The following is a 24,647-nucleotide window of genomic DNA, read 5'->3' as shown; positions in this document are numbered from 1 at the left end:
TACACTGAAAAAATATTTACAGCATTGATAGTTTGAGAAGAAAAATGAAAAAGCTCGCGGCAGTAAGTTTAATCAGCCTCGCATTGGCGGGATGCGTTAATCCCGGTAAAGCCTCCGTTCAGACCAATCAGTTAGAGAATCACCGTTTCGTGCTGGAAAACGTTGATGGAAAAGCGGTTAAGGGCCTGAAAACGCAGCCTGAAATTCGGTTCAGCGCGCAGCCCAGTATCAGCCTGATTAACAACATTGCCGTCTCCGGCACAATGTGCAACGGCTTCAACGGCCAGGGAAAATTGTCCGAAGGAGAGTTGACGGTCAAAACGCTGGCAATGACGCGGAAACTCTGCACCGAGCCGCAGCTTAATGAACTGGATCAGACCCTCGCCGATATGCTACGCACAGGCGCTCAGGTAGACCTGACCGAAGACCAGTTAACGCTGGCGACAGCCAATAAGTCTTTAATGTTTAAGCGAGTTGAATAACTCAGTAACTCCCGCACGATCCTACGGCAAGCGACTGCTCACTACAGCGTTTGCCGTTTGGCAACGCGCACATGCCGATAGCGGAGCCGTCGAGCTGACGGGCAACGGAGAGTGACCCTCCGATCATTGCGCAGTTGGCCTGGCCTGAACTGGACATAGCCGCTCGCATACCTGGCGTAACGTGTGCCGCTGTCGCCTGCTGTACAGGTTCATTGCTGCATGCCGACAACAGTAACGCGGCACATCCGACCCAAAATGCTGAACGCATACCTTCCTCCCCATAATTAACGCGAAACCTATGCATAATAGGCATCACGCGCCGCATCGTCGAGAGCGGATGTGCGTATTTATGCGCCTTGGTAACAATTTCTCGCAATTTTTTAACGCGAATAGCCTTCGAGTCATTGATACAGCGCATACCAAGGACACAAAAGCGAAAATCGTAAAACCTGAGCTTTGCTAAAATACACAGATAATATTCAGGGTCTGTCGTCGTTTTACAGACCCCTCTTTTTGCGCAATGTAAGGGTGTTGTCCTATGCAAACTATTGACGGCAATGGTGCAGTCGCGTCTGTTGCGTTTCGCACCAGCGAAGTTATCGCCATCTACCCCATCACCCCAAGCTCCACGATGGCTGAACAGGCTGACGCCTGGGCTGGTAATGGGGTAAAAAACGTCTGGGGCGATGTCCCGCGGGTTGTTGAGATGCAGTCCGAAGCCGGCGCCATTGCCACCGTGCATGGTGCGTTGCAGACCGGTGCCCTGTCGACCTCGTTCACCTCGTCTCAGGGGCTGCTGTTGATGATCCCCACACTTTACAAGCTGGCAGGACAATTAACGCCGTTTGTCCTGCACGTCGCCGCACGTACTGTAGCCACACACGCGCTCTCTATTTTTGGCGACCACTCAGACGTGATGGCCGTGCGTCAGACCGGCTGCGCTATGCTCTGCGCCAGCAGCGTGCAGGAAGCACAGGACTTCGCGCTGATTTCGCATATCGCCACGCTGAAAAGTCGAGTGCCATTTATTCATTTCTTCGATGGTTTTCGCACCTCTCACGAGATCAATAAAATCGTTCCGCTGCCGGATGACACTATTCTTAACCTGCTGCCGCAGGCTGACATTGATGCCCATCGCGCTCGGGCCCTCAATCCGGAACATCCGGTGATCCGGGGTACCTCTGCGAACCCGGATACCTATTTCCAGTCCCGCGAGGCGACAAACCCGTGGTACAACGCGGTGTATGAGCACGTTGAACAGGCGATGGACGATTTTGCCGCTGCGACGGGTCGCGCATATAAGCCATTTGAATATTACGGTCATCCGCAGGCCGAGCGCGTAATCGTCCTGATGGGCTCCGCCATCGGCACCTGCGAAGAGGTGGTCGATGAGCTTCTTACGCGTGGTGAAAAAGTTGGCGTGCTAAAAGTTCGCCTCTACCGTCCATTCTCTGCGAAACATCTGCTCGCAGCCCTGCCGGAAAGCGCGCGTGCCGTGGCGGTACTTGACCGCACCAAAGAGCCTGGCGCGCAGGCTGAACCCCTTTACCTTGATGTAATGACCGCTCTGGCTGAGGCATTTAATCACGGTGAGCGCGAAACGCTGCCGCGCGTCATTGGCGGGCGTTATGGTTTGTCTTCCAAAGAGTTCGGGCCGGAGTGCGTCCTGGCCGTATTTGCTGAACTGCGCGAGGCAAAACCGAAGCCGCGCTTTACGGTCGGCATTTATGATGACGTGACTAACCTTTCTCTCCCTTTGCCGGAAAACACCCTGCCCTCGAATGCGAAACTGGAAGCGCTGTTCTACGGTCTGGGCAGCGACGGCAGCGTCTCGGCGACCAAGAACAACATCAAAATTATCGGTAACTCCACGCCGTGGTATGCGCAAGGGTATTTCGTCTACGATTCCAAAAAAGCGGGCGGGTTGACCGTCTCGCACCTGCGCGTCAGCGAACATCCAATCCGCTCGGCATACCTGATTTCTCAGGCGGATTTTGTTGGCTGTCATCAGCTCCAGTTTATCGATAAATACCAGATGGCCGAGCGCCTGAAGCCCGGCGGTATTTTCCTGATCAACACCCCGTATAGCGCCGATGAGGTCTGGGCACGACTGCCCCAGGAAGTCCAGGCGGTGCTAAACCAGAAACAGGCGCGCCTGTATGTCATTAACGCCGCGAAGATCGCCCGCGAGTGCGGCCTGGCCGCGCGTATCAATACGGTTATGCAGATGGCGTTCTTCCACCTGACCGTTATTCTGCCGGGCGACAGCGCGCTGATGGAGCTCCAGGGGGCGATAGCCAAAAGCTACAGCAGCAAAGGTCAGGAGCTGGTTGAGCGCAACTGGCAGGCGCTGGCGCTGGCCCGCGAGTCGCTGTTCGAGGTGCCGTTGCAGCCGGTCAATACCAGCAGCCCGAACCGGCCGCCAGTGGTGTCTGACGCTGCCCCGGATTTCGTCAAAACCGTTACGGCGGCGATGCTTGCCGGGTTGGGCGACACTCTTCCCGTCTCTGCGCTTCCGCCTGATGGCACCTGGCCGATGGGCACGACCCGCTGGGAAAAACGCAACATTGCCGAAGCGATCCCTATCTGGAAAGAAGAGCTGTGCACCCAGTGCAACCACTGCGTGGCGGCCTGCCCGCACTCGGCCATTCGCGCCAAAGTGGTGTCGCCAGAAGCGATGGCGGACGCACCGGAAAGTCTGCACTCGCTGGATGTAAAATCCCGTGATATGCGTGGCCAGAAATATGTTCTTCAGGTGGCACCAGAGGACTGTACCGGCTGTAACCTGTGCGTCGAGGTGTGCCCGGCGAAAGATCGTCAGGATCCCTCAATCAAAGCCATTAATATGATGTCGCGTCTGGAACATGTTGAAGAAGAGAAAGTGAATTATGACTTCTTCCTCGACCTGCCCGAAATCGATCGCAACAAGCTGGAACGCATTGACATTCGTACCTCGCAGCTCATCACCCCCCTCTTCGAGTACTCCGGGGCGTGTTCCGGATGCGGTGAAACGCCGTACATCAAACTGCTTACCCAGCTTTACGGCGACCGGATGCTGATTGCCAACGCGACAGGCTGCTCGTCAATCTATGGGGGGAACTTGCCGTCCACGCCTTATACCACCGACGCGTATGGCCGCGGCCCGGCTTGGGCAAACTCGCTATTTGAGGATAACGCAGAATTTGGTCTGGGATTCCGCCTGACGGTCGATCAGCACCGCGCCCGCGTAATGCGTCTGCTGGAACAGTTTGCCGATAAAATCCCGGCAGAGCTGAATGACGCCCTGCATGCGGAGGCCACGCCTGACGTTCGTCGCGCACAGGTTGCTGAACTGCGCCACGCGCTTCAGGGTGTTGAAGGGGCTGAACAACTGCTGACCGATGCTGACGCGCTGGTTGAAAAATCTATCTGGCTGATCGGTGGCGACGGATGGGCCTACGATATTGGTTTCGGTGGTCTTGATCACGTCCTGAGCCTCACCGAAAACGTTAACATTCTGGTGCTTGATACTCAGTGTTATTCCAACACCGGCGGACAGGCCTCGAAAGCAACGCCACTGGGTGCGGTCACGAAATTTGGTGAGCATGGCAAACGTAAGGCGCGTAAAGATTTGGGCGTCAGCATGATGATGTATGGACACGTCTACGTCGCGCAGATTTCGCTGGGCGCGCAGCTTAACCAGACGGTGAAAGCCATTCAGGAAGCGGAAGCGTATCCTGGCCCGTCGCTGATCATCGCCTACAGCCCGTGTGAGGAGCATGGCTACGATCTGGCGCTTAGCCACGACCAGATGCGTCAGCTTACCGCAACCGGCTTCTGGCCGCTGTACCGCTTTGACCCGCGCCGTGCCGATGAAGGAAAATTACCGCTGGCGCTGGATTCCCGTCCGCCTTCAGACGCCCTTGCCGAAACCTTAGTTCAGGAGCAGCGTTTCCGCAGGTTGAACGCTCAACAACCAGAAGTAGCAGAGCAGCTATGGAGGGACGCGGCAGCGGATCTTCAGAAGCGTTATGACTTCCTTGCACAGCTGGCGGGGAAAGCGGAAAAATCAACCAGCGAATAACCGTTATGCCCGGCTTGCCCGGGCATTTTTTTGCCATAAAAAAGCCCGATGCACGTGCACCGGGCTAATCCAAATGTTCGGTGAAAATTGCCTCAACGTTCTGAACAATATTCACGTGAATTATGGATGAAAAAATCTTAAAGGCATATAACGCCATGGAGAATACCTTCTTTACCACTTAATTAATAATTTTTATTTTGTATCGATTATAACGATTAATTCACGGCATCAATTGTTATTTCAAACGCATCATTTGCTTTAGATTTTACTCAACCCGTAACAATTATATTTTATTCATCAACCCTCTGTGTGATTTAGCATGGGACAGCTTTCCATCCCGGAAAGTTCACTAAGCAATAAAAAAATAACTGCAAAGGAATAATCAAAATGCAAAGAAAAGTACTGGCACTGATGATCCCCGCTTTGTTAATGGCTGGAGCCGCTCACGCAGCTGAAATTTATAATAAAGACGGCAATAAACTGGATCTGTATGGCAAAGTAGATGGTCTGCATTATTTCTCTGACGATGCGTCAAAAGATGGCGACCAAACCTATATGCGCCTGGGTTTCAAAGGTGAAACCCAAATCAACGACATGATGACCGGTTACGCGCAGTGGGAATACAACATTCAGGCAAACAACACCGAAGGCTCTGACAATCAGTCCTGGACGCGTCTGGCCTTCGCGGGTGTGAAGGTAGGCGACTACGGATCCTTCGATTACGGCCGTAACTATGGCGTCCTGTACGACGTAGAAGGCTGGACCGATATGCTGCCAGAATTTGGTGGCGACTCTTATACTTATGCCGATAACTTTATGACCGGTCGTGCAAACGGCGTGGCGACCTACCGTAACACCGACTTCTTTGGTCTGGTGCAGGGTCTGAACTTCGCGGTGCAGTATCAGGGTAATAATGAAGGTAATAACTGCGATGAGAATTTCTGCTCTACCAATGAAGGGACCAACAACGGTCGTGATACACGTCATGAAAATGGTGACGGTTACGGTATCTCCGCAACCTACGATTTCGGCATGGGCTTCAGCGCAGGCGCGGCATATGCTTCATCTGACCGTACTAACGATCAGGTAAATTACACTACTGGGGGCGGTGATACTGCGGATGCATGGACCGCAGGCCTCAAATACGATGCCAACAACATTTACCTGGCTGCAATGTATTCCGAAACCCGCAATATGACGCCGTACGGCGACAATGCAGATGCGGTTGCAAATAAAACCCAGAACTTTGAAGTGACCGCACAATATCAGTTTGACTTCGGCCTTCGTCCGGCTGTTTCCTATTTACAGTCCAAAGGTAAAGATCTGGGCAATGGACAGGACGATAAAGACCTGGTGAAATACGCTGACGTCGGTGCTACCTACTATTTCAACAAAAACATGTCCACCTATGTTGATTATAAAATCAACCTGCTGGATGAAGATGATTCATTCTACAAAAACAATGGCATCGGTACGGATGACATCGTAGCGTTAGGTCTGGTTTACCAGTTCTAATCCCGTTAGCCCGCAGCGATCTGCGGGCTAATTTTATCTCTGTTTCGCCTGTTCTTTGCGAAAAGAGAGATAGCCAATTACCCCGCTGTCGCCATCCATAGGGTGATTTATCCCATCCATTACCGCCACTTCCGGGAAGTCGAATGGCGTAACATTTTCCAGACAGGCGACATTCACACCATATTCATTGGGATTGGAACGTCGTTGATGGAACGTGTAAATACCGCAAACCGAGCAGAAGAAATGGCGCGCCGTGCCGGTGTTGAAACGGTACTCTGTGAGCGTGTCCGCGCCCTGCGTCACCTTAATACCCGTCAACGGCGCGGAAACCACTACTGCCCCGCGCATCCTGCAAAACGAGCAGCTACATCGCCGTGCGGTATTCAGGCCGTCCGTCAGCTCAACAGTAAATTTCACCGCCCCACAATGACACTGTGCATGACGAATTTCAGCCATCGCTTATACCCCTTTTCTCACTAACTCAGCCGCTTTTAAAAAGACCTCATCTTCGACACCATCCCCCTTCTGCCTGCCGAGCCTCACCAGCTCATCGACAATACTTTCACGGTTGATGATCTTCTGCGCTGAAACCAGCCCGATAACGGCGGCACCAATCGCCAGCCCAACTAATCCTGTCTGTTCGTCTTTATTTTTCATAGAAGCGCTCCCTTGTTCCCCTCAAAAGCGTAGCAGGAGAACTGTAAAACGTGCTGGAACGCGGGGAAGAGGTCGGTGCTTTATCTCACCTTCTCGTCCGGCAAAACAGGGGGTTCTGAGCGGGTATCGGAATATCGTGAATAGCGTTGCGCATAGCGAGGCCGTAATGGGTGTTAAAACCGCCTTCGTAAAGGCGGCTGGTCATTACTCTGGATCTTTATCGCCTGATTCAGGCGCTGAGCCAGGATCATCTTTCGGCTTTCTTCCATCCTTTCCCGGGTTATCCGGGCTGGGATTATAATCAGGATGGTCACCATTAACGGGTCGGTCAGTCATTTTCACCTCCGTTTTTACTGCGTAAGCTGTAAGTGTAGACAACCCGTTAGTCTTAACCAAACTTCTTTGAGGGGCTCATTTGTAAATCGTGCTGGCATTCGGCGCTGCAATCCGTACCATACACGACACACTTTCGCATGCTGGTTTTTACCGGTAGCCGCAAACCCGTCTTTTATCGCTAACCAGATGGGGCACGTAAATGCGCAGATGGTGTATGAAATCTATGCTACATGGATAGAAGAGATGAACACGAAGCTGACGCTTTGAAATCGTTTTCTCACCCTGTGCCCCATTTGAGATCTGAGTAACGAATAGATGCAACAAAATCAAGAGATTAACAAGAAAGAACAGTACAACCTGAATAAACTGCAAAAGCGACTGCGCCGTAACGTGGGCGAAGCCATTGCAGACTTCAACATGATTGAAGAAGGCGATCGCATCATGGTCTGCCTGTCGGGCGGTAAAGACAGCTACACCATGCTGGAGATCCTGCGCAATCTACAGCAAAGCGCACCGGTGAACTTTTCCCTGGTCGCGGTTAACCTCGATCAGAAACAGCCAGGATTCCCGGAGCATATCCTGCCGGAGTACCTTGAGAACCTGGGCGTTGAGTACAAAATCGTAGAAGAGAATACCTACGGCATTGTAAAAGAGAAGATCCCAGAGGGCAAAACGACCTGCTCGCTTTGCTCACGTTTGCGTCGCGGCATTCTGTACCGCACCGCAACCGAACTGGGCGCCACCAAGATTGCGCTGGGTCATCACCGGGACGACATTCTGCAAACGCTGTTTCTGAATATGTTCTACGGCGGCAAAATGAAGGGAATGCCACCGAAGCTGATGAGTGACGACGGCAAACACATCGTGATCCGCCCACTCGCCTACTGCCGCGAGAAAGACATTGAGCGTTTCTCTCAGGCCAAAGCCTTCCCCATCATTCCGTGCAATCTGTGCGGTTCACAGCCGAACCTGCAACGTCAGGTCATTGGCGACATGCTGCGTGACTGGGATAAACGCTATCCGGGCCGCATCGAAACCATGTTCAGCGCCATGCAGAACGTGGTGCCTTCGCACCTCGCCGATGTTGAACTGTTCGATTTCAAAGGGATTAACCACGGTTCAGAGGTGGTGAATGGCGGGGATCTGGCGTTTGACCGCGAAGAGATCCCGATGCAGCCTGCTGGCTGGCAGCCAGAGGAAGAGGATGCGCAATTCGATGAACTGCGCCTGAACGTGGTGGAAGTGAAATAACCTGACTGCGTCTCAGACAGTGCTTCTGAGACGCTTTTTTCCCTTACTTCAGCAGCCGAACGCGGCAGGTTTTCCCTTTAATCTTCCCGCCCTGCAACTGTTTCCAGGCCTTATGCGCAACCGACTGGCGAACCGCTACATAGACATGTGCAGGATGGACCGTGATCTTGCCAATATCTGCCCCGTCGAGACCAATATCCCCTGTTAACGCCCCCAGAACGTCACCGGGACGCATTTTGGCTTTTTTTCCGCCGTCGATGCACAGGGTGGCCATTTCCGCCGCCAGCGGAGCGATGCTGATATTACCGGGGGCATTCACCCAGTTGAGTTTCAGTTGCAGCATTTCCGCAAGAATATTAGCGCGCTGCGCCTCTTCAGGCGCGCAGAAGCTGATGGCGAGACCGCTGTTACCCGCACGCGCGGTACGCCCGATGCGGTGGACATGCACTTCCGGATCCCATGCCAGTTCGAAATTCACCACCAGTTCAAGCGATTTAATATCCAGGCCACGAGCCGCCACATCCGTTGCAACCAGCACGCGAGCGCTGCCGTTAGCGAAACGCACCAGCGTCTGATCGCGATCGCGCTGCTCCAGATCGCCATGCAGCGATAATGCGCTCTGTCCGGCATCATTCAGGGCATCGCACACCGCCTGACAATCTTTTTTGGTATTACAGAACACCACGCAGGACGCTGGCTGGTGTTGGCTAAGCAATTTTTGCAGCAGTGGAATTTTGCCCTGCTGCGACGTCTCGAAGAACTGCTGCTCAATCGCTGGCAATGCATCGACAGTATCGATTTCAATGGTCAGCGGGTTCTTCTGCACGCGCCCGCTGATCGCCGCAATCGCCTCTGGCCAGGTGGCAGAAAAAAGCAGCGTCTGACGCGTGGCTGGCGCAAAGCGGATCACTTCGTCAATCGCATCGCTGAAGCCCATATCCAGCATGCGGTCAGCTTCATCCATCACCAGCGTTTGCAGTGCATCGAGTGAAACGGTGCCTTTTTGCAGGTGATCAAGCAGACGGCCCGGCGTTGCCACAATGATATGCGGCGCGTGTTGAAGGGAATCGCGCTGCGCACCGAACGGTTGTCCGCCGCAGAGCGTTAAAATTTTAGTGTTAGGCAAAAAACGCGCCAGACGACGCAGCTCACCCGCGACCTGGTCGGCCAGCTCGCGCGTCGGGCAGAGTATCAGGGACTGGGTCTGAAACAGGGTTGCATCAATATGCTGCAACAGGCCGAGTCCAAATGCAGCCGTTTTTCCACTACCGGTTTTCGCCTGCACGCGCACATCCCGGCCTTCAAGGATAGCCGGCAGCGCGGCGGCCTGGACAGGGGTCATAGTGAGGTAACCCAACTCATTCAGGTTTGTCAGTTGGGCTTCAGGCAGAACGTTCAGCGTGGAAAAAGCGGTCACAATATACTCTCATGGTAATGATTGCAGTCAGATGGCGCGTATCCTCGCAGATCTCCGCTAACGATGCGACAATTTAATCGGTTCTTCGTCCGGTGGCGGATCCGGCATCGGCTGCGGACGCGGGATGGGATCGGGAATTGGGGTCGGATCGGTGGGCACCGGATCGGACTGCCATGTGTTCAGGCGTTGCAAGGCAAGTAGCATACTCATCTTTCCCTCCAGATTAGGGTGCTTACCCCTAAAGGGTAGACGCAGATAAACAGGAGGCAAAAAAAAGCCGACTATGAAGTCGGCGTCGTACGAATCAATTGTGCTATGCAGTAATTCAAAAAAAGGAAGTAAGACAATATGGAGCGCAACGCCCATCGCTTGACGTTGCATTCACCTGCGGGAGTCATATTGCACCTAACATGGTCTAAGTTTATTGACTTCGCTCAATTAAAATGTCGTTTTGAAGCAGTCGCAGCATTAGAAAATGCGTAAATTTACAGCCATTTACTACGATGCAACCACCATGCAACACCCCCAATCAAAACCACTAACATGACGCAAAACGTGGTGAAGCCATAGTGGTATTCACCGCCGGGGATCCCCCCAAGATTGACGCCAAACAACCCGGTTAAGAACGTACTTGGCAAAAAGACCATCGCCATCAGCGACATGGTATAGGTTCTCCTGGCTAATGACTCCTGCATTACCTGTGCTATCTCATCCGCCATGACCGCCGTTCTGGCGATACACGAATCAATTTCGTCCAGACCACGTCCCAGCCGGTCAGCAATATCCTGCATTCTGCGACGCTGATCGTCATTCATCCAGCTCATGCGTTCGCTGGCCAGTCTCGCATAGACGTCGCGCTGCGGGGTCATATAGCGGCGCATAACAATAAGCTGTTTTCGCAACAACGCCAGAAAACCACGTGGGGGAATTTGCTGATCGAGCAGGTTGTCTTCCAGATCGATGATTTTATCGTGGAGTTCTTCAATAAACTCGCTGGCATGATCGGTCAGCGCATCACATACATCCACCAGCCAGCTTCCGCAATTCGTAGGCCCCGTGCCCTCTTTCAGATCGTTAATGACGTCATCCAGCGCCAGCACTTTTCGCTGACGGGTGGAAACAATCAATCGTTCATTCATGTAGACACGCATTGCCACCAGCTGATCTGGACGCTCATCCGTACTGCCGTTTATGCAACGCAGTGTTATTAACGTCCCCTCACCCATCCGGCTGACGCGAGGTCTGAGACTTTCTCCCGCCAGCGCATCCCGAACGTTGTTGGGCAATAGCGGCGTGGACGCGAGCCACTCGGCGCTGTCCGGGTGCGTGTAGTTGAGGTGCAGCCAGCATGGGTGTTCGTTGTCGATGTGATCCTGATCTTCAAGCGGCCTTGCGCCCCCGCGCCCATCAAGTACCCATGCAAAAACCGCGTCAGGTACGTTAACTTCAGACCCTTTAATGCTCTCCACAGCGCCTCCACCGATTTATCTCTTTCGGTGTCAGTCTAGCTTTCGTCGAGGGTTAAGCAATAATTATGTGAGGCATCATCCTGAATATGCTCAGGAATTCACCACCCATTCGCGGCTTATTAACGCATTATCAGCCTGGTACTCGTTCTTCAGACGGAAATTACGTGTTCGTGTCTGAAGTTCAATCACCTGATTGCGCAGCACATCTGACGAACCGTTGAGTTCTTCAACCATCGACACATTGCTCTGTGTTACGCGTTCCAGCTCTGACAATGCCAGCGTGATTTGTGAAATCCCTTTTTCTTGTTCCGATGTTGAGGCGGAAATTTCATCCATCAGTCGGCTCACGTTGCCCGAGCCGGTAACGATGTCGTGCATGTTTTTTTCAGCTTCAGAGACTACGTTAACGCCCTGCGTCACGTTATGGCTGGTGACTTCAATCAATGACTTAATATTTTTTGCCGCTTCGGCGCTACGATGCGCCAGGCTTCTGACCTCACCGGCGACTACTGAAAATCCTTTTCCATGGTCGCCCGCTCTTGCCGCTTCAACGGCGGCGTTAAGCGCCAGAATATTGGTCTGAAAAGCGATACCGTCAATCAGCGAGATAATCTCTGTCATTTGCTGGGCGCAGTCGGTAATTGATTGCATATTGTTCGCGACCTGCCCCATTAACTCTCCGCCTTTACGCGCCTGCAACGTCGCGATATTCGCCTGTTCGCTGGCTAAACGGGTATTGTCGGCATTATTTTTTGTACTTGCAGCCATCTCTTCCATGCTGGCTGCCGTTTGCACCAGCGAAGCTGACTGCTGTTCTGTTTTAACGGAAAGCTGCGCGCTGCGTGAAGAAAGCTGATCTGACAGGGTCATCGCGGTTTGCGAGGAGGCGCGGATCTCACGGACCAGCGTTGCAATGTTGCTGGAGAGACTATTAATGCCCGGGATCAGTCGTCCCGCACAGTTGTTGCCGAATTCAGGGATCGACACGCCGAGATTGCCTGACGTCACTTCTTCAATACTTTTTTTCACAGTATTGATCGGCGTCACAAGATATTTTGTCATATACGCCCAGAGTAAAATTAAGGCGATACATTGTACGATAATGACTGCAATAAAAAGCGAAAAACTCCCTGAAAATAGCGCTATAACTCCATCACTTACCAAAAACACACATAAAAGGAAATAGACAATGAAGGTTCTGACACTAATATTTCTTAGCATAGTTTTTCCTACGACTTTATATTTTTGTGGGCTCTAAGGTTTATAGCATTGCCACAGTATTTTGTCCTCACGTTCGTCGTTGGTTTGTTGTTTTGCAGTTTGATTTGAGCAGTTTCGCTTAAGGCAGATAAAAAGCATGATATACGGTAAATATCCAGCTTGTAGTTTGGTTACCGCCCCCCCTTAAATATTAGCGCTTACCTATTTAAGAAGGAGTACCGTAGGGCAACATTGTTTAGTCATGCTTAATAAGTTAACGTAGTTAATATATATCAACTACGTTACCGTGACCTCCCACCAGGCTGGCTTACGTTCAGGCCAGACAGTCGACTGACTGGAAAAAATAGTCCTCCGTCATGAGAACATTCTCTTTAACACTTTGATGTCCGCGACGAATATACCAGCCTGTTTCAGGCGCCATGCTTAAATGGTATATCCTCTCCCCCGATATACTGCCGGGGGCATTAATGCACATTGTCATACACCCCTTCTCTGATCCCCTGATGATCTGTTCTGGCATAATGCTGACGCTGCGATCTCCATTTCGCAGAATGACAGTCGTGATGACATAACGACATATACTGCTACTGAGGCTGTAGCCGACCGTACTCAAATCGGTGATATGCTTATGGGATAACAAGACTTCAATACCAGAACCCTCAAACCAAACAATAATTTGCTGTGCAAGATCATCCATCCGCTGACAAAAAGCCCTGACTTCGGCTTCAGCCGTATTAATATGAATCGGTTTATTTACGTTATTCTGCTGCACTTTCTTAAAAAAACGCTCTCTTGCTGACATGTTAACTCCGTGTTTTTCGCCAGTCTTATTGTTCTTTTTTGTGCTTCAGCAGGGCGTAGCTGACAATCAACTGCTGAAGATGTTGTTCGACCTTGTTTTGCTGCGCTGCTGACCGGGGTTGCCCGGCAGGTAAAGTGGAAAGCAGACGAAGCTGCTCCTCAAGCGGTATGGTTTGGCTAAATGACTGCGACATGGCAAATACGTCTGATTTCAGTTCACTCACCGTCATGTACTTCCCTTTCTGTTCATCCAGTGCGTTCAGCTTGTTCGTCAACTGCTGCAACTGCGCCATACCCTGATGCCATCCATTCAGATCTAAATCTGCTAGCGCAGCGATACTCATCTGTTTCTGCCAATATTGCGCCAGGGGTTTGGCTTCTTCCGGCCACAGCGTCAGCGCCTGCTGCACCAGACGGTCGCCGAAGCTCACAGCCCAGTCTGGTTTCAACTGTAAAAGCTGCGCTAACAGCTGTTGTGTCCTGCCAATCCCCGGTTCCGGTGACGGTGACGTTTGTTGCAGCGCCTCTAATTGCCCTGTAGATAGCCCTTGAGGTAGAGGAGCCAGAGCCGCGGCTAGCTGCGCTTGTGCCGAATCTGGCGCATGCAACATCTGCCATCCTCCTGCGACGACACTGGCTGCCACCAGCATGGTCAACATACCAGCAGCAAATGGCTTCCAGGGTTTCATCGACACCGGAGGTTCTTTAACCACCTCAACGTTCAGCACCGGCTCGGGCTCAACCACATAAACCCATTTACTACGCTCAGTCGGTTCGACGAGGTGAATTTCCGTAGCACCCAATGCGTCACCGTGCAGACTCATGTCCGTATTTTCGCTGTTTTCCAGACGCACTGCTGCGTTCTGCATCATCGTGCGCAGAGCATCAAGCTGAGTAGCATGCTTGAGTTCCATACGCTGCAAGACGTCCCCCAAAGCGCTCAGATGCTCTTCAGACTGATACAGCTGCCCTAAGTCAGCGTACGTCAGCGATAGCGTTCGTACTACCTGTTGCAGGCGCTTGCTGAGTGCACTGAGGATTTCGATTCGCGCATGGACAGGCTGTGGCCAGAGGTTTCCCCACTGGCGGGCTACCAGTGCAGCAAGTAACGCAAGCCCCTCATTCATACCGTACAATCCGGCCAGATGCGTACGGGCGAGCGTATACCAGGCAGCCGTTTGTAGCTCCACACCGTTATGCCCGAACAGTGACAGACAGAGCGTTTCCGCGTGTTGCCAGTTCACATCCGGGCGTGCCGGATGGGTGAGCTTGTTCATTTCTTCGCGCAAGGCAGCGTAACCCGCAAGCGTGCGCGGATCCCCGCCGGTTCTAAGTTGGCGTTCAGAATTTATTGTCATAACTGTTTTAACCTGAGTAATAACTAGATGGCGGCACGTGCATCGAGGTATTGCTGTTGTTTCAGATGACGGATTAATACCCTGCCCTCCGGCATAAATTCCGTACCATATCGAACTAACCCGACCCCCTTCAGCTCCGCGTCAATGGCGTAGCGAAGCTCACCGGCCTGAATCTGTTCCTGCATCACCACGTTAATTCGATTCAGGCGCGGCTCATATTTCAGCAACACGGCCGACAGTGTGGTGATCAGCTGATGGGCGGTTCCGGGCATCCCCTGGAGGATTTTTGTCATATCCGGCATGCCGTAGTCTGGCAGGTGAGCCAGCGTACCAGCGCGGCAGTTGAGGATGCGCTGCATGTTATCGAGTACTGATAAAATCACCTGATTCTGTTCGCTGACCTGGTTGAGGTTCAGGCCACCTGAGAAATTGCCGCTCAGCATTTCATAAAGCGATGGCGTGTTGTGTCCCTGTGGCATCAGTCATCCTTCAATGGCTGTAACGTAAGGTGGTTATTCCCAGCCTCCAGAATGCGCGGCTTATCCGGATCGAGATCTTCACGTTTTAGAACCTGCTTCCAGGTATTGTTGACCAGGTCCGGGTGACGAAACAGGCCGACTACCGCGACAAACTGCGTTTCTTCTTCCATTGGCATATCAAGATTTGTATCACCGCCCGGTTTTACGACCACATCGCGGGTCGCCATCAGGTCGGTTTTCAGGATAGTTTCGCCATCTTTCAGCAGTTGCTGGTAAACCGTTTTATCGAAGATTTTACGGTCTTTCAGCTGATAGACACGAACTACCACCGGCTCGGAGAGTGAGTTACTTTCGCGGGAATCGGTGTTTAGCGCTTCACGCGCCGTGAAATCCAGGTGCAGCATCTTAATTTTTTTGTAGAACACGGCGTTAAATGCCGATTTGGTGCCATCGGTGATGCCCTGCGTCACCCCGCACCCCGTCAGGCTGAATGCCAGCAGAGCAGGCAGCAAGCTCGCATGTTTAATTGAACTTGTACGTAACACGTCGGTTTCCTTGTTGTGATATTGCCGGCTTCAGGCCGGTGTAATAGCCCAGTTCCGTCGTAAAGGTCGGTGGGATATCGTCTGTAAACTCCCCCTCATCAGCCCCCAGCACGCCGTTCATCCCGAGCCAGAAAGGGCCTTCACCAAGCGGCGGAACGGCAAGAAGTCGGGTCCGGGTGGTCAGGGTGAGTTTTGCCTTAAAACGCCAACCGAGCCAGACACGAATCATCACCATAAAGTCCTGATACAGCAGACCGTCCGGCTTCCAGCCCTGTGCCTCCTGTTCATTATCCGTCCTAAGCGCAACCAGCAGTTGGCTACCCGCATCCATCGCTTCGTCACCCAGTGGTGTGTTGCCGTCCAACAGAAAATCGTCATCACCGTAAAAGCCCAGTGGCTGACCAATTTCCACCGGCCGCAGGCAGTACGGGCTAACCTTAACGGTGGTTCCCGGGGCCAGCAAAGTCACCAGCGCCTGCATCCCCTCCTGCGTTTTGCCCGGTTGCTGTAGGACACCCAGCAAAGCCAGAAAACGGGATACCGGTGTGGCAATGTGGTCTGCTGTGCCGGGAATACCCAGCCCCACCAGGCCCAGCAGTGACTGCGAGATGCTGTCTGTACCACCGGGTTCAAAGGTGGCAGGATAAGAGTATTTACGCCAGATACGGTAAAACTGCGTCAGAATGCGATGGCTAAAGATATCCAGAAAACCCTGTAGTGCATAATGCCCTTCCCGACGCTGAGCGATGTCATCGAGATACGCCGTCGGCAAGGGTGAGTCGACACCGTACATTCCCATAAAGGTCGTGCGGATGAGTGGTGGCCGGCTGTCATCCTCCTCATCATATTCCACGGCTTTCATCTCACTGGCCGGAAATCCCATCCCCGGATGTGGGGCAAAGCGTACCGGATCATCCCCCGGGTGACTGGTCGAGCCCATCAGCGGCCTGCCCGGGTTACGCTTCTCCAGTAACTGGCATAAACGGTAAAAGTTAATGCGATGCAGGTCGGCTTCCAGCCGTGGGCTCAGCCGGGAATACGGCGATTGTGCTTCTCTTCCCATTCCAGGCGCTCTCCGGTAGGTTGCAGGATGATAATCAGTCGGTTAAACAGATAAATGTCGGTGTAGAGCGCAAAGAAACGACTCAGCATCTCGCCAAACAGGCAGATGTCACCGCGCCCGGCAAAGCCATGGCTGTCCAGGGTCACCTCAATCTGCACGCCGCGCACCAGGTAGCCCTGTTCAAAGCGTTCGGTTTCACTGTGCTTCACGTCAATGATGGCTTCCAGGCGGCGACGGTTCATCTCGCTGTCGGTCCATTCATACAGCGCCAGGGTACCGCGCAGCACGTCGGCATTATCCATCATCGACAGAAATCCGCTGCCAAGGTGACTCAGCACGCGCCAGTGGAAACGGTCCTGCGCCGGTGGGTAACAAGGTAGCGTCGGCGCGCACAGGTTGCGCACGGCAATGCTGACCGAAGTGGTTTTCATCACCGTATCAAGCACGGTGCTTTGCAGCGCACGTCGTGGCAGTTGACCGTTTGTGCCGGTGAGCGTCAGCGACAGGCTTTCGTCTTCCGGGACGGTATGATTATCAAATGCTTCGCCGCCAAGAATGAGCCAGGTGTTATGCAGGCCGGACGGACCGCGGCGCACGCGGGTGTGGTAGTAATATTCCGGTGCTTCATGACGCATCATTCCTCCCTTATGACGGAAGCTCGAAAACGGCACGTAGGTATGCTGACTCGACGACATCACCGAATCCACGGTATATATCTCGGTATGGCCATCCTGCACGCGCATCGGGCGCAGCATGTATTCGGTTTGCAGAGAATTGAGCGTCAGCGGATCGGATTCCAGCGGAAACAGGTTAATGACCGGCACGCAATTCAGGCGCAGGTGCTTTTCGGTAAAGCTGAAGTCATGCTCCCAGCGTTCCGCCAGCACCACGTCGATTTCAAACCAAGGAAGCTCAGAAGGAAAGATCACGGCCTCCAGCCCGCGCAGCCCCATGAACATAAATTTCTCGCGGAAGGTGAAGTACTCCAGCAGCAACTGGTAACCGCTAAAACTGCTGTCCCCCTTCGGCCACAGCCTGTCATCATCACCAAACCCCAGTGCGGTGAAATACCCGTCCATCGGCCTTCTGTCTACGTCACCTGGCATGCGCAGCCACAGACGCGCCGTATTCATGGTAAAAGCTTCATGCATAGCGCAGGCCAGCGGTGCGTCAGCATTGAAATAGAACGGGATCTGGCTGAGATCGACACGGCTCCAGTCAGCAAGATGGCTACAACTGAAGCGCAGGCTGATGACAGAGCGCCCGTCAGGATCAGTCGACAGGCGGGCATGCTCCAACGCCAGTGGCTGAAGGGTTATCTCTTTAGTTGTGGTGTAGCGACAACGCGTGCCTTTTTCACCGATCGGCCGCGAATTGACCTCGAAACCTCTGGCGATACGCATCGGTTCTTTCATCTCACGCCAGACAGGAGTGAACTCCACCACCGACATCGAGGGAATGGTGCGCAGGTAATGCGGCCACAACAGGCTGACCAGCCCTTCGGTCAGTTCCGGCAGGTCGTCGTCAAGCTTCTCGCGCAGACGGCCCATCAGGAAGGCAAAACCTTCGAACAGGCGCTCCACGTATGGGTCGCGCGCGCCCGCTTTATCGAGATTGAGCATTGCCGCCTGCTCGGGATGAGCACGGGCGAATTCCTCGCCGGCTTCAAGTAGGTAGCGCATTTCAGCGTCGTAATAACGCAGGGTTAAATCATCCATAAGAACCTGAATAAATGTGTTTTAAAGGTATGTCAGTCGCTTTACCCGCAAAGCACCGCACAGCCTGCCGGGTCAAGCGCAATCAGGCCCGCCAGAAGCTGGTCCATCTCTGGCTGAAGCCGTGACTTATCGGTTTCGCTGCGGGCGGCTTTCATGCGCAGCAGCCTGAGGCGGCGCGATTTCACTTCAAACAACAATGCTGGCGTCCATTGCGTGAGGGTGATGGCCTGTGCTGCACCGTCAAGCTCACCCAGCAGATGCAGAGCCAGCTCATTCTTACCCTTCTGCTCCGCCACACGTGCCATCAGCAGACGCAACAACCATTTGTCTTTTGTGGTGTCGGTGCCCGGGCGCGTTTGCAGCCAGTGGAGTGTGGCATCCAGACCATCCGTGTCAGCTTTCTCCAAAGCTTCCGGTTCAAGGGCCAGAATATCGTTGCCAGTTTCACTCAAGGCATTGACAGGCTCATCCCGCCAGTTGGACATCTCGTCCTGCACGCTCTGGTTTATCCAGTTCAGCGTGACCTCATCAGCAAAGGGTGTGCCGTCATTGAAGGCCAGCGTTTCAAGTCCGGGAAGGCGCCGCAGCAGCCCTTTCAGGTCAGCGATAATGATATCGGCCAGCACATCCTGGCCTGATTTAATCAGGGCCTGATGGATGTACCACTGCAAATCCAGCCAGAGATGATTGGCGCCACGCGAGAAAGTGCTGTCCGCTTGTTCAAGTATCTCCAGCCAGCTCTGTTGCAAATACAGCCGTTTGAGCATTGCCCGCTGGTCAGCCCGCGGCGGTTCGATGCGCGTTTTCCCTTCGGCATCCGGTGCCGGGATCGATCGCAGCGTGTCGTGACGCAGACTTTTCATCAGCCGGTGCGCGGCAAGCCAGCCATCAGGTTGCTCACGCAGATATCCCGTCAGGGTTCGGGCCTGAGCCAGCAAATCCTGACCGGACGTGATGCGGCTCAGTACTGGCGCGTCCTGCTCTGCCGCGTGAGATGTCCACTGCGCGCGTGTCTGACTGCTGGCGTTCTGGGGTATTACCGCATCCACGCCACCGGCTTTCATCAGGCGGGATCCCAGCGCGCTGTACAGAGCATTCAGATCTGGACGTGACGCTTCCGGCTCAGTTTCAAGACTGTCACGGATGAGCAGCAACGCACCGGTCGTACGCTGGGCATCGTCGCGTACCACTTCTGGCCAGAGCAACAGGCTGTCAAGTAGACGAGAGCCTGCGAGCCACTCCAGCGCCGGTTTACGGCTTCGCTCGCGCTGAGGATGGAGCTGTGTTCCATACTGGGTTAGTAATCCCGCCAGTAACTCAAGCCCTTCAGCAAACCCGGTTTCACCGTCCTGGTGCAAGCGCGCCCAACAATAGTAAGTAGCAACCCGGACATCTTTGGCCACAGTGATCAGCACCTTTTCAGCCAGCTGGCAAATCAGCCCGGTATCAATGCCGGAAAGTTTATTGACCTCCTCCCGGATACGCTGGAAATCATCGTCATAACCCGGGTCTTCTCCTGTAGGATTGATCTCACTGATAGGGGTAAGCCAGCTCTGCCAGCTTTCCATACGTGACTGCGCCTGCTGTCGCAGCAAGGTTTCATCCGCCTGGCAGGCAACAACCAGATTCTGCAAAGCGTCCATTATTCGACTCCGTCCATGTCACTGTTTTCTGTGTTGGTCATCAGCGCCTGCGCCATAGCCGCGCTGTCGACGCTGAATATTTGATCTGGCAGCGTAAAACCCCGGAGTGCCAGTAACGCCAGCGGCCCACTGCCCAGTTGTGAACGCAGTACCCACTGTAGGGTACGACCATCCGGGGCGGTAAAACTCATCATCCATTGACTGCGGTCAAGCTGCTCTCTCTTACTTTCATCCAGCCAGCGAATAAAGCCCCAGGTTCCGCTGTAATCACCAAACAGACGTGCACCCGCATTGACGGTGGTCCATGTCAGCATGGTTCCGGGCTTGTAGGTGTCACCAGGCCAGCGGAAGCTCTGCCAGTCTGCCATCTGGTTGAAGTAGTGCAGCTTTTGTCCATCAATAGTCAGTTGCGTTTCTACCACCTGCGGTACCGGACGCGCCTGTAGTTCAAAGCTGATGCCCTGACTGCCGTCGGTAAATAAGATATCCGATAGCTGGCTGAGCTGATTAATCGCCCGCAGGAAGGCTGGGTTAAAGCTCAGCCCCTGGCTATTAACCTTATCTGGCACCCACTGGCTGCCCTCCTTATGCAGCACGCCGCCGAGTTCCGTGGTCAGGAAGCGCTCAATGCGTCCGCTGTCCTTACGCACAAACTCAGCCAGCATTGGCAGAGAGGAATCACTCTTGCTGATCGCGAATGGGAAACGTCCGTCAAATGCCGTATGCCAGTTCGCCACCACGGAACGACTCCATTTGTCATTCAGGCTCGCTGCCGATGGCTGAAGCACAGTTTCCCAGGCCTGGGTCAGTGGTTGAACAAACATGGTGCTGCCAAAACCACTCCACTCTTCGCCCAGGCTTGCAGCAATCAGGCTGCCGTACTGCTGGGTGTCGGTCAGGTCCACGCTTTTACCCTGGAATACGGTCTGCGCCAGGCTCTGCATCATTTCCTGAGGGTCAGAGGCGCTGGCGACCTGTTGCAGACGCAGACGCACACGGGTGATACGGGTAAGATACGTTTGCAGGCTCAGTGAATTGTCAGCCGACATAACGTTGCTGCCTTTGTTTTTACCCATAAGTGTCAGCAACGGTCCAAAGGTTTCATCCAGTGGGCCCTGCGGGCCTGAGGCTGACTGGTCAATTACCGGTTTGTCCTTCCCGCCTACCAGGTCTTTAGCCGATTTGATGATGGAGTCCGACAGGCCTTCACTCTTCTGGCCGGTCTGCCCCTGCCAGGCGAGGGTGTTCATCAGGGCAATCAGCGGTGACTGACGAACATCACTCATCAGCGTCAGCTGGTCGGTGACGTCTGCAATATTGTTTGCCGGATTAAGTTGCAGGCTGTTGAGGAAGCTCAGCCAGCTACCGGCAAAGTCGGTGAAGTAGCGTTCCGTCAGACGTGCTTTCAGTGCTTCCGGCGACAGGTCTGAGGAAACGGTTTTCCGGCTGTCGCTCAGTACCCAGTCGATTTCATCGCGGCGGGAGTTTGCCGCTTTCTCAATGGCCTGCTGAATCCCTCCCTCCCAGGCCTGACGGGTGAACATGCCCGGCACCACCTCATCGGTGGTAAACAGGCGACGGGCATCGGTACCGCCAGTCATGTCCTCCAGAGACACATCGGCAAAGTTACGACGTACGGATTTGAGCATGTTCTCGTAAAGCGTACTTTCCGCGTTGCGCCGTCCAATTTGCTGCAACAGCACCTGGCGGCTCTGGCTGACCAGTTGCGCATCCGGTGTGGTTTTCCACTGTGGCTGCGCTGGCAGTTCGGTGATGTAGAAAGCCCACAAATCCGGTGACAGGCTTTGCCACAGGCCAGCTGAGATGCCTAAACGCGTCGGCTGCACGGTTTTCATGGTTTGCGCGTAGAATGCACCATCAGCTTTATCCGGACGGGACATCATCAGCCAGGCTTTCAGCTGGTCATAACCCGGTTTCGCCATCTGTGTCCGCTGGTCGCTGTTGGGTGCCGAATTGACCAGCGCAATGAGCTTCTGCTTAAGCGCTTCATTTGCCGGGTCACGTATCAGACGGTTGTTCGCCACTCCGTACCAGGGCAGCATTGCGTCAAGCAACTGCTGATCATGGTCCAGACCAAAGCGCTGATACCATGGCGCGCCGTCCTGAATATGGTGCAGCAGGCGACCGGCATCATTACGCAGAGCATGCAGGGCCGTCAGTTGGTAATCCGATACAGAAGGGTGCTCCACCAGAGCATGAGCCTGCTGTGCAACAGAAACTATTTGTGACCGGTTGACCGCAAACGACAGCAGCGTCCCTGCCCCCCAGACACTGATGATGGCCATCAGTGCCCAGGCCAGCGCTCGTTCCCACGGCATACCGACACGACGGCCACGTACGCGGGTGCAGTCGTCGACAATACCCTGCCAGGTTGCTGGCAGAGTCAGGGCATGACGCTGTGATCCATAATTCTCAGCGTCGGCTGTTCCCGCTGACATTTCGGCAGGTTTCTTCTCCGACAGGCTGAACATCAGACCACGCAGCGGGACGCGCTGCTGAGAAACAAAGAGCCATGGCTGCAACTGCTGAGCCCAGCGGGCAATAGCACCGTCGTTCAGGTGCTGGCTCAGGCGCAGCAGGAAGTCGTGGCTGCTGTTTTCCGCGACCTGACTCATCCCCTGCGCCCGCAGGGCTGGCAGCATCAGTTCCAGCTGGCGGATTACATCGTCTTCTTTTGCGCGTGGTGGAAAGCTTGCACCTACCGCCTGCTCAGGACGCGTACCCTGCGACCAGTGACTGCTGCACAGTTGCCACAGCCAGACCGGAGCGGAATAACGCAGCAGTTCGCTGATTTTTTCCAGGCCGCGTAAATCGCTGTCGCTGATATGTGGGGTCAGCTTAGGCGACTCAGGCAGTACACGGATAATCCCGTCCAGCGGGCGCCCGCGGCGTAGTTTACGCAGCGCGGTGTATTTTTCGCGGTCAGGCTCCGATGCCAGGTTGCCGCCGTAAATCAGCACGGTGCGGTTGCCTTCAAGCCACTGCTGCTGTTGCAGGCCAGGTACCAGTTGCTCAATCGCGGCTTCATCGCCGGTGATCAACAGCAGGCGGATCTTGTTTTGCCACAAGAAGCTATAGCGTCGGCGTAAATGAGCTTTTACAGGATCCTTTTTACTGGACTTTTTATAGTTATTAAGAACATTAGCTGTGACGGACTTCCCTCCCGCGATATGCTGAAAGCGATACTCTTTTTGATGGAACCACACACCGAAGTTCATCAACATCAGGAACACAGAAATTAAAAACATGCATAAGAACCAAAGGCTCACTTTTTCTTTTGAGGATACCCATCCAAAGATATCCCCATAGTAGTAACATCCTATAAAAGTCAGCACACCAAAGATAATGAGACAGGATACAAGGCCAATCACTCTCCATTTTGCCGAGGTGTTCAATTTAATGCTCCTTGCGATTATCAAATGGCTTAATGACATTTAAAAGGTATTCATCACCAACGCCAGTGACCATTAAAACCGGCTCATTATTTTTTTCTGATATGAAAAGGGCCAGAGTAAACACCAACCAAAAATGGTGCTCATTTAAATTACCCAGCATCAAATTTAAATGCATTATCTCACACTCCCATTCAACATTCATAGATAAAGATGAGAGTCTTAATATCTCCGAAACTTCTGAAGCTTCCTCTGCACTCATATTGCTAAAAAGTACTCTTGTCGTTTTAAGAATATCTGACTGGTAAGTCATCATGTGGATGACCTCTTGTTTGGTGAGATTTTTGTTGCATACCATTGGTCGCAAAGCCACACCATTATTGTTTTTTTCAGGGAGTTGTTCTCGATGAGTCACCAGCAATATTGAAGCGAACTCTGTTGAGTCAGGGGGGTATTTTACAAAAGTTTCAATGTTTGCAGATATTATTATTGACACCCGATTTTTTGAGATGTTGGATAATGTATCAAATCCCTGTCCTAATGCTTTACTCCAACAGTAATAATTACGCAAGCAATTTTCATCAAACCCGATCGCAGCCCAACACTCTTGAAATATTGAGAAAGTAATATAATTACTATCATAGGTAAATATAATATCAAATATACATGATTCACTCAACCGTAACAGCCTTGTTCTGACAGACGACAACAGTTCGTAAATCAGTTGTTCTTCAGTATATAAATCATCGTTATGGCCCCGTAGTTTCAATCGCTGGTTATTATATATTTCAACCGAATGAGACATTGCTATATCGGTTTGCGATATTGCAGAAGGGAGAAATAGTTTATAAGCGGAAACATAAAACTTTTTACTTGCCCATTCAGTCCAGTCTTTCCTGACCAATGCTGCTTCGCGCTCTCTTGCTTCGAATGCCGACAAACACAAACCATGGTAATAGATTCTAACGGAAATTATGACAGAAAAAGCTAGGGGCACCGAAAAAAACAACAGGGTAAGCAATTTCAAAAGCTCATCATCTTCAGCAGGCAAAATAATTTTAGCCCCAACCCAACTAACCACCACAATCAACAAAATACTTATGAAAGAAAAAAACCATTTACTCCATTTAATTCCAGGAATCTTATCGACTGGAGGGATTATTTGCACAGGCCAATTCATATCATTCTCCATCATTGTTAACAGCACATTTTCTTT

General features: G+C 52.9%; 20 protein-coding genes and 1 pseudogene. 5 read left to right on the top strand and 16 right to left on the bottom strand.

Annotation, left to right across the window (positions count from 1 at the left end):
• Positions 1-44: 44 nt before the first annotated feature.
• The gene (gene hslJ / locus C3451_RS15445) at positions 45-482 is read left to right on the top strand and encodes a heat shock protein HslJ (protein ID WP_022648255.1); all 438 of its coding nucleotides are present in this window, start codon (positions 45-47) and stop codon (positions 480-482) included.
• A gap of 1 nt (position 483) precedes the next feature.
• On the opposite strand, the gene C3451_RS15440 is transcribed toward hslJ, so the two are convergent.
• Complete coding sequence (locus C3451_RS15440) at positions 484-750, bottom strand: DUF333 domain-containing protein (protein WP_003856935.1); 267 nt, start codon at positions 748-750, stop codon at positions 484-486.
• Between the two features lie 270 nt (positions 751-1,020).
• Between C3451_RS15440 and nifJ the strand changes: the two genes are divergently transcribed.
• Both nifJ and ompC read left to right on the top strand, forming a co-directional pair.
• Positions 1,021-4,545: a pyruvate:ferredoxin (flavodoxin) oxidoreductase gene (gene nifJ, locus C3451_RS15435; RefSeq protein ID WP_045622566.1), complete on the top strand. Its 3,525-nt coding sequence runs from the start codon at positions 1,021-1,023 to the stop codon at positions 4,543-4,545.
• Between the two features lie 387 nt (positions 4,546-4,932).
• Entirely contained in the window at positions 4,933-6,060 is a 1,128-nt protein-coding gene (gene ompC / locus C3451_RS15430; protein ID WP_063139072.1) for a porin OmpC, read from the top strand.
• Positions 6,061-6,093: 33 nt separating this feature from the next.
• Here the strand turns inward: ompC and C3451_RS15425 are convergent, their stop codons facing one another.
• Together C3451_RS15425 and C3451_RS15420 are read right to left on the bottom strand one after the other, a co-directional pair.
• On the bottom strand, positions 6,094-6,516 hold the full coding sequence (locus C3451_RS15425) for a GFA family protein (protein WP_023300213.1): 423 nt from the start codon (positions 6,514-6,516) through the stop codon (positions 6,094-6,096).
• A 3-nt stretch (positions 6,517-6,519) separates the two neighbouring features.
• On the bottom strand, positions 6,520-6,717 hold the full coding sequence (locus C3451_RS15420) for a hypothetical protein (protein ID WP_022648260.1): 198 nt from the start codon (positions 6,715-6,717) through the stop codon (positions 6,520-6,522).
• A 417-nt stretch (positions 6,718-7,134) separates the two neighbouring features.
• Between C3451_RS15420 and C3451_RS24560 the strand changes: the two are divergent.
• Positions 7,135-7,320: pseudogene (locus C3451_RS24560) on the top strand (tyrosine-type recombinase/integrase); the annotation flags it as partial.
• Between the two features lie 48 nt (positions 7,321-7,368).
• Positions 7,369-8,304, top strand: coding sequence for a tRNA 2-thiocytidine(32) synthetase TtcA (gene ttcA / locus C3451_RS15410; RefSeq protein WP_001186974.1), 936 nt, complete (start codon positions 7,369-7,371; stop codon positions 8,302-8,304).
• Between the two features lie 43 nt (positions 8,305-8,347).
• Here ttcA and dbpA read toward each other — a convergent pair whose 3' ends face one another.
• The 13 genes from dbpA to C3451_RS15350 form a co-directional block, all read right to left on the bottom strand.
• The gene (gene dbpA, locus C3451_RS15405; protein WP_022648261.1) at positions 8,348-9,721 is read right to left on the bottom strand and encodes an ATP-dependent RNA helicase DbpA; all 1,374 of its coding nucleotides are present in this window, start codon (positions 9,719-9,721) and stop codon (positions 8,348-8,350) included.
• Between the two features lie 57 nt (positions 9,722-9,778).
• The gene (locus tag C3451_RS24340; RefSeq protein ID WP_154815129.1) at positions 9,779-9,931 is read right to left on the bottom strand and encodes a hypothetical protein; all 153 of its coding nucleotides are present in this window, start codon (positions 9,929-9,931) and stop codon (positions 9,779-9,781) included.
• A gap of 275 nt (positions 9,932-10,206) precedes the next feature.
• Complete coding sequence (gene zntB, locus C3451_RS15400; protein WP_045622567.1) at positions 10,207-11,190, bottom strand: zinc transporter ZntB; 984 nt, start codon at positions 11,188-11,190, stop codon at positions 10,207-10,209.
• Positions 11,191-11,280: 90 nt separating this feature from the next.
• Positions 11,281-12,411, bottom strand: a complete 1,131-nt coding sequence (locus tag C3451_RS15395; RefSeq protein WP_022648264.1) for a methyl-accepting chemotaxis protein — start codon at positions 12,409-12,411, stop codon at positions 11,281-11,283.
• 313 nt (positions 12,412-12,724) lie between these two features.
• Entirely contained in the window at positions 12,725-13,213 is a 489-nt protein-coding gene (locus C3451_RS15390; RefSeq protein ID WP_045622569.1) for a hypothetical protein, read from the bottom strand.
• A gap of 25 nt (positions 13,214-13,238) precedes the next feature.
• On the bottom strand, positions 13,239-14,570 hold the full coding sequence (locus tag C3451_RS15385; protein ID WP_045622570.1) for a VasL domain-containing protein: 1,332 nt from the start codon (positions 14,568-14,570) through the stop codon (positions 13,239-13,241).
• A 23-nt stretch (positions 14,571-14,593) separates the two neighbouring features.
• Positions 14,594-15,049 carry a type VI secretion system baseplate subunit TssE gene (tssE, locus tag C3451_RS15380; RefSeq protein ID WP_045622571.1) on the bottom strand — a complete coding sequence of 152 codons (456 nt, stop codon included), beginning with the start codon at positions 15,047-15,049 and terminating at the stop codon, positions 14,594-14,596.
• Positions 15,049-15,594: a type VI secretion system lipoprotein TssJ gene (tssJ, locus tag C3451_RS15375; RefSeq protein WP_045622573.1), complete on the bottom strand. Its 546-nt coding sequence runs from the start codon at positions 15,592-15,594 to the stop codon at positions 15,049-15,051. Before tssJ ends, tssE begins: the two co-directional genes overlap by 1 nt.
• Complete coding sequence (gene tssG / locus C3451_RS15370) at positions 15,572-16,657, bottom strand: type VI secretion system baseplate subunit TssG (protein WP_045622575.1); 1,086 nt, start codon at positions 16,655-16,657, stop codon at positions 15,572-15,574. The genes tssJ and tssG overlap by 23 nt, the downstream gene beginning before the upstream one ends.
• Entirely contained in the window at positions 16,621-18,375 is a 1,755-nt protein-coding gene (tssF, locus tag C3451_RS15365; RefSeq protein WP_045622577.1) for a type VI secretion system baseplate subunit TssF, read from the bottom strand. The genes tssG and tssF overlap by 37 nt, the downstream gene beginning before the upstream one ends.
• A gap of 41 nt (positions 18,376-18,416) precedes the next feature.
• Entirely contained in the window at positions 18,417-20,018 is a 1,602-nt protein-coding gene (gene tssA / locus C3451_RS15360; RefSeq protein ID WP_045622579.1) for a type VI secretion system protein TssA, read from the bottom strand.
• Entirely contained in the window at positions 20,018-23,473 is a 3,456-nt protein-coding gene (locus tag C3451_RS15355) for an ImcF-related family protein (protein ID WP_306418672.1), read from the bottom strand. Before C3451_RS15355 ends, tssA begins: the two co-directional genes overlap by 1 nt.
• On the bottom strand, positions 23,436-24,611 hold the full coding sequence (locus C3451_RS15350) for a hypothetical protein (protein WP_045622582.1): 1,176 nt from the start codon (positions 24,609-24,611) through the stop codon (positions 23,436-23,438). The genes C3451_RS15355 and C3451_RS15350 overlap by 38 nt, the downstream gene beginning before the upstream one ends.
• Positions 24,612-24,647 lie beyond the last annotated feature (36 nt).

Source organism: Enterobacter sp. 301B (genome assembly GCF_003850715.1).
Taxonomy (GTDB): Bacteria; Pseudomonadota; Gammaproteobacteria; order Enterobacterales; family Enterobacteriaceae; genus Enterobacter; species Enterobacter intestinihominis.
Note: the sequence above shows the minus strand (reverse complement) of the source record. Positions and strands in the feature narration are given on the sequence as shown.

What these genes read in the sequence shown, in the direction of transcription:
- hslJ (WP_022648255.1), top strand. Translation starts at nt 45, where the DNA reads ATGAAAAAGCTCGCGGCAGTAAGTTTAATCAGCCTCGCATTGGCGGGA.
- C3451_RS15440 (WP_003856935.1), bottom strand. Translation starts at nt 750, where the DNA reads ATGCGTTCAGCATTTTGGGTCGGATGTGCCGCGTTACTGTTGTCGGCA.
- nifJ (WP_045622566.1), top strand. Translation starts at nt 1,021, where the DNA reads ATGCAAACTATTGACGGCAATGGTGCAGTCGCGTCTGTTGCGTTTCGC.
- ompC (WP_063139072.1), top strand. Translation starts at nt 4,933, where the DNA reads ATGCAAAGAAAAGTACTGGCACTGATGATCCCCGCTTTGTTAATGGCT.
- C3451_RS15425 (WP_023300213.1), bottom strand. Translation starts at nt 6,516, where the DNA reads ATGGCTGAAATTCGTCATGCACAGTGTCATTGTGGGGCGGTGAAATTT.
- C3451_RS15420 (WP_022648260.1), bottom strand. Translation starts at nt 6,717, where the DNA reads ATGAAAAATAAAGACGAACAGACAGGATTAGTTGGGCTGGCGATTGGT.
- ttcA (WP_001186974.1), top strand. Translation starts at nt 7,369, where the DNA reads ATGCAACAAAATCAAGAGATTAACAAGAAAGAACAGTACAACCTGAAT.
- C3451_RS24340 (WP_154815129.1), bottom strand. Translation starts at nt 9,931, where the DNA reads ATGAGTATGCTACTTGCCTTGCAACGCCTGAACACATGGCAGTCCGAT.
- C3451_RS15395 (WP_022648264.1), bottom strand. Translation starts at nt 12,411, where the DNA reads ATGCTAAGAAATATTAGTGTCAGAACCTTCATTGTCTATTTCCTTTTA.
- C3451_RS15390 (WP_045622569.1), bottom strand. Translation starts at nt 13,213, where the DNA reads ATGTCAGCAAGAGAGCGTTTTTTTAAGAAAGTGCAGCAGAATAACGTA.
- C3451_RS15385 (WP_045622570.1), bottom strand. Translation starts at nt 14,570, where the DNA reads ATGACAATAAATTCTGAACGCCAACTTAGAACCGGCGGGGATCCGCGC.
- tssE (WP_045622571.1), bottom strand. Translation starts at nt 15,049, where the DNA reads ATGCCACAGGGACACAACACGCCATCGCTTTATGAAATGCTGAGCGGC.
- tssG (WP_045622575.1), bottom strand. Translation starts at nt 16,657, where the DNA reads ATGGGAAGAGAAGCACAATCGCCGTATTCCCGGCTGAGCCCACGGCTG.
- tssF (WP_045622577.1), bottom strand. Translation starts at nt 18,375, where the DNA reads ATGGATGATTTAACCCTGCGTTATTACGACGCTGAAATGCGCTACCTA.
- tssA (WP_045622579.1), bottom strand. Translation starts at nt 20,018, where the DNA reads ATGGACGCTTTGCAGAATCTGGTTGTTGCCTGCCAGGCGGATGAAACC.
- C3451_RS15355 (WP_306418672.1), bottom strand. Translation starts at nt 23,473, where the DNA reads ATGTCATTAAGCCATTTGATAATCGCAAGGAGCATTAAATTGAACACC.
- C3451_RS15350 (WP_045622582.1), bottom strand. Translation starts at nt 24,611, where the DNA reads ATGAATTGGCCTGTGCAAATAATCCCTCCAGTCGATAAGATTCCTGGA.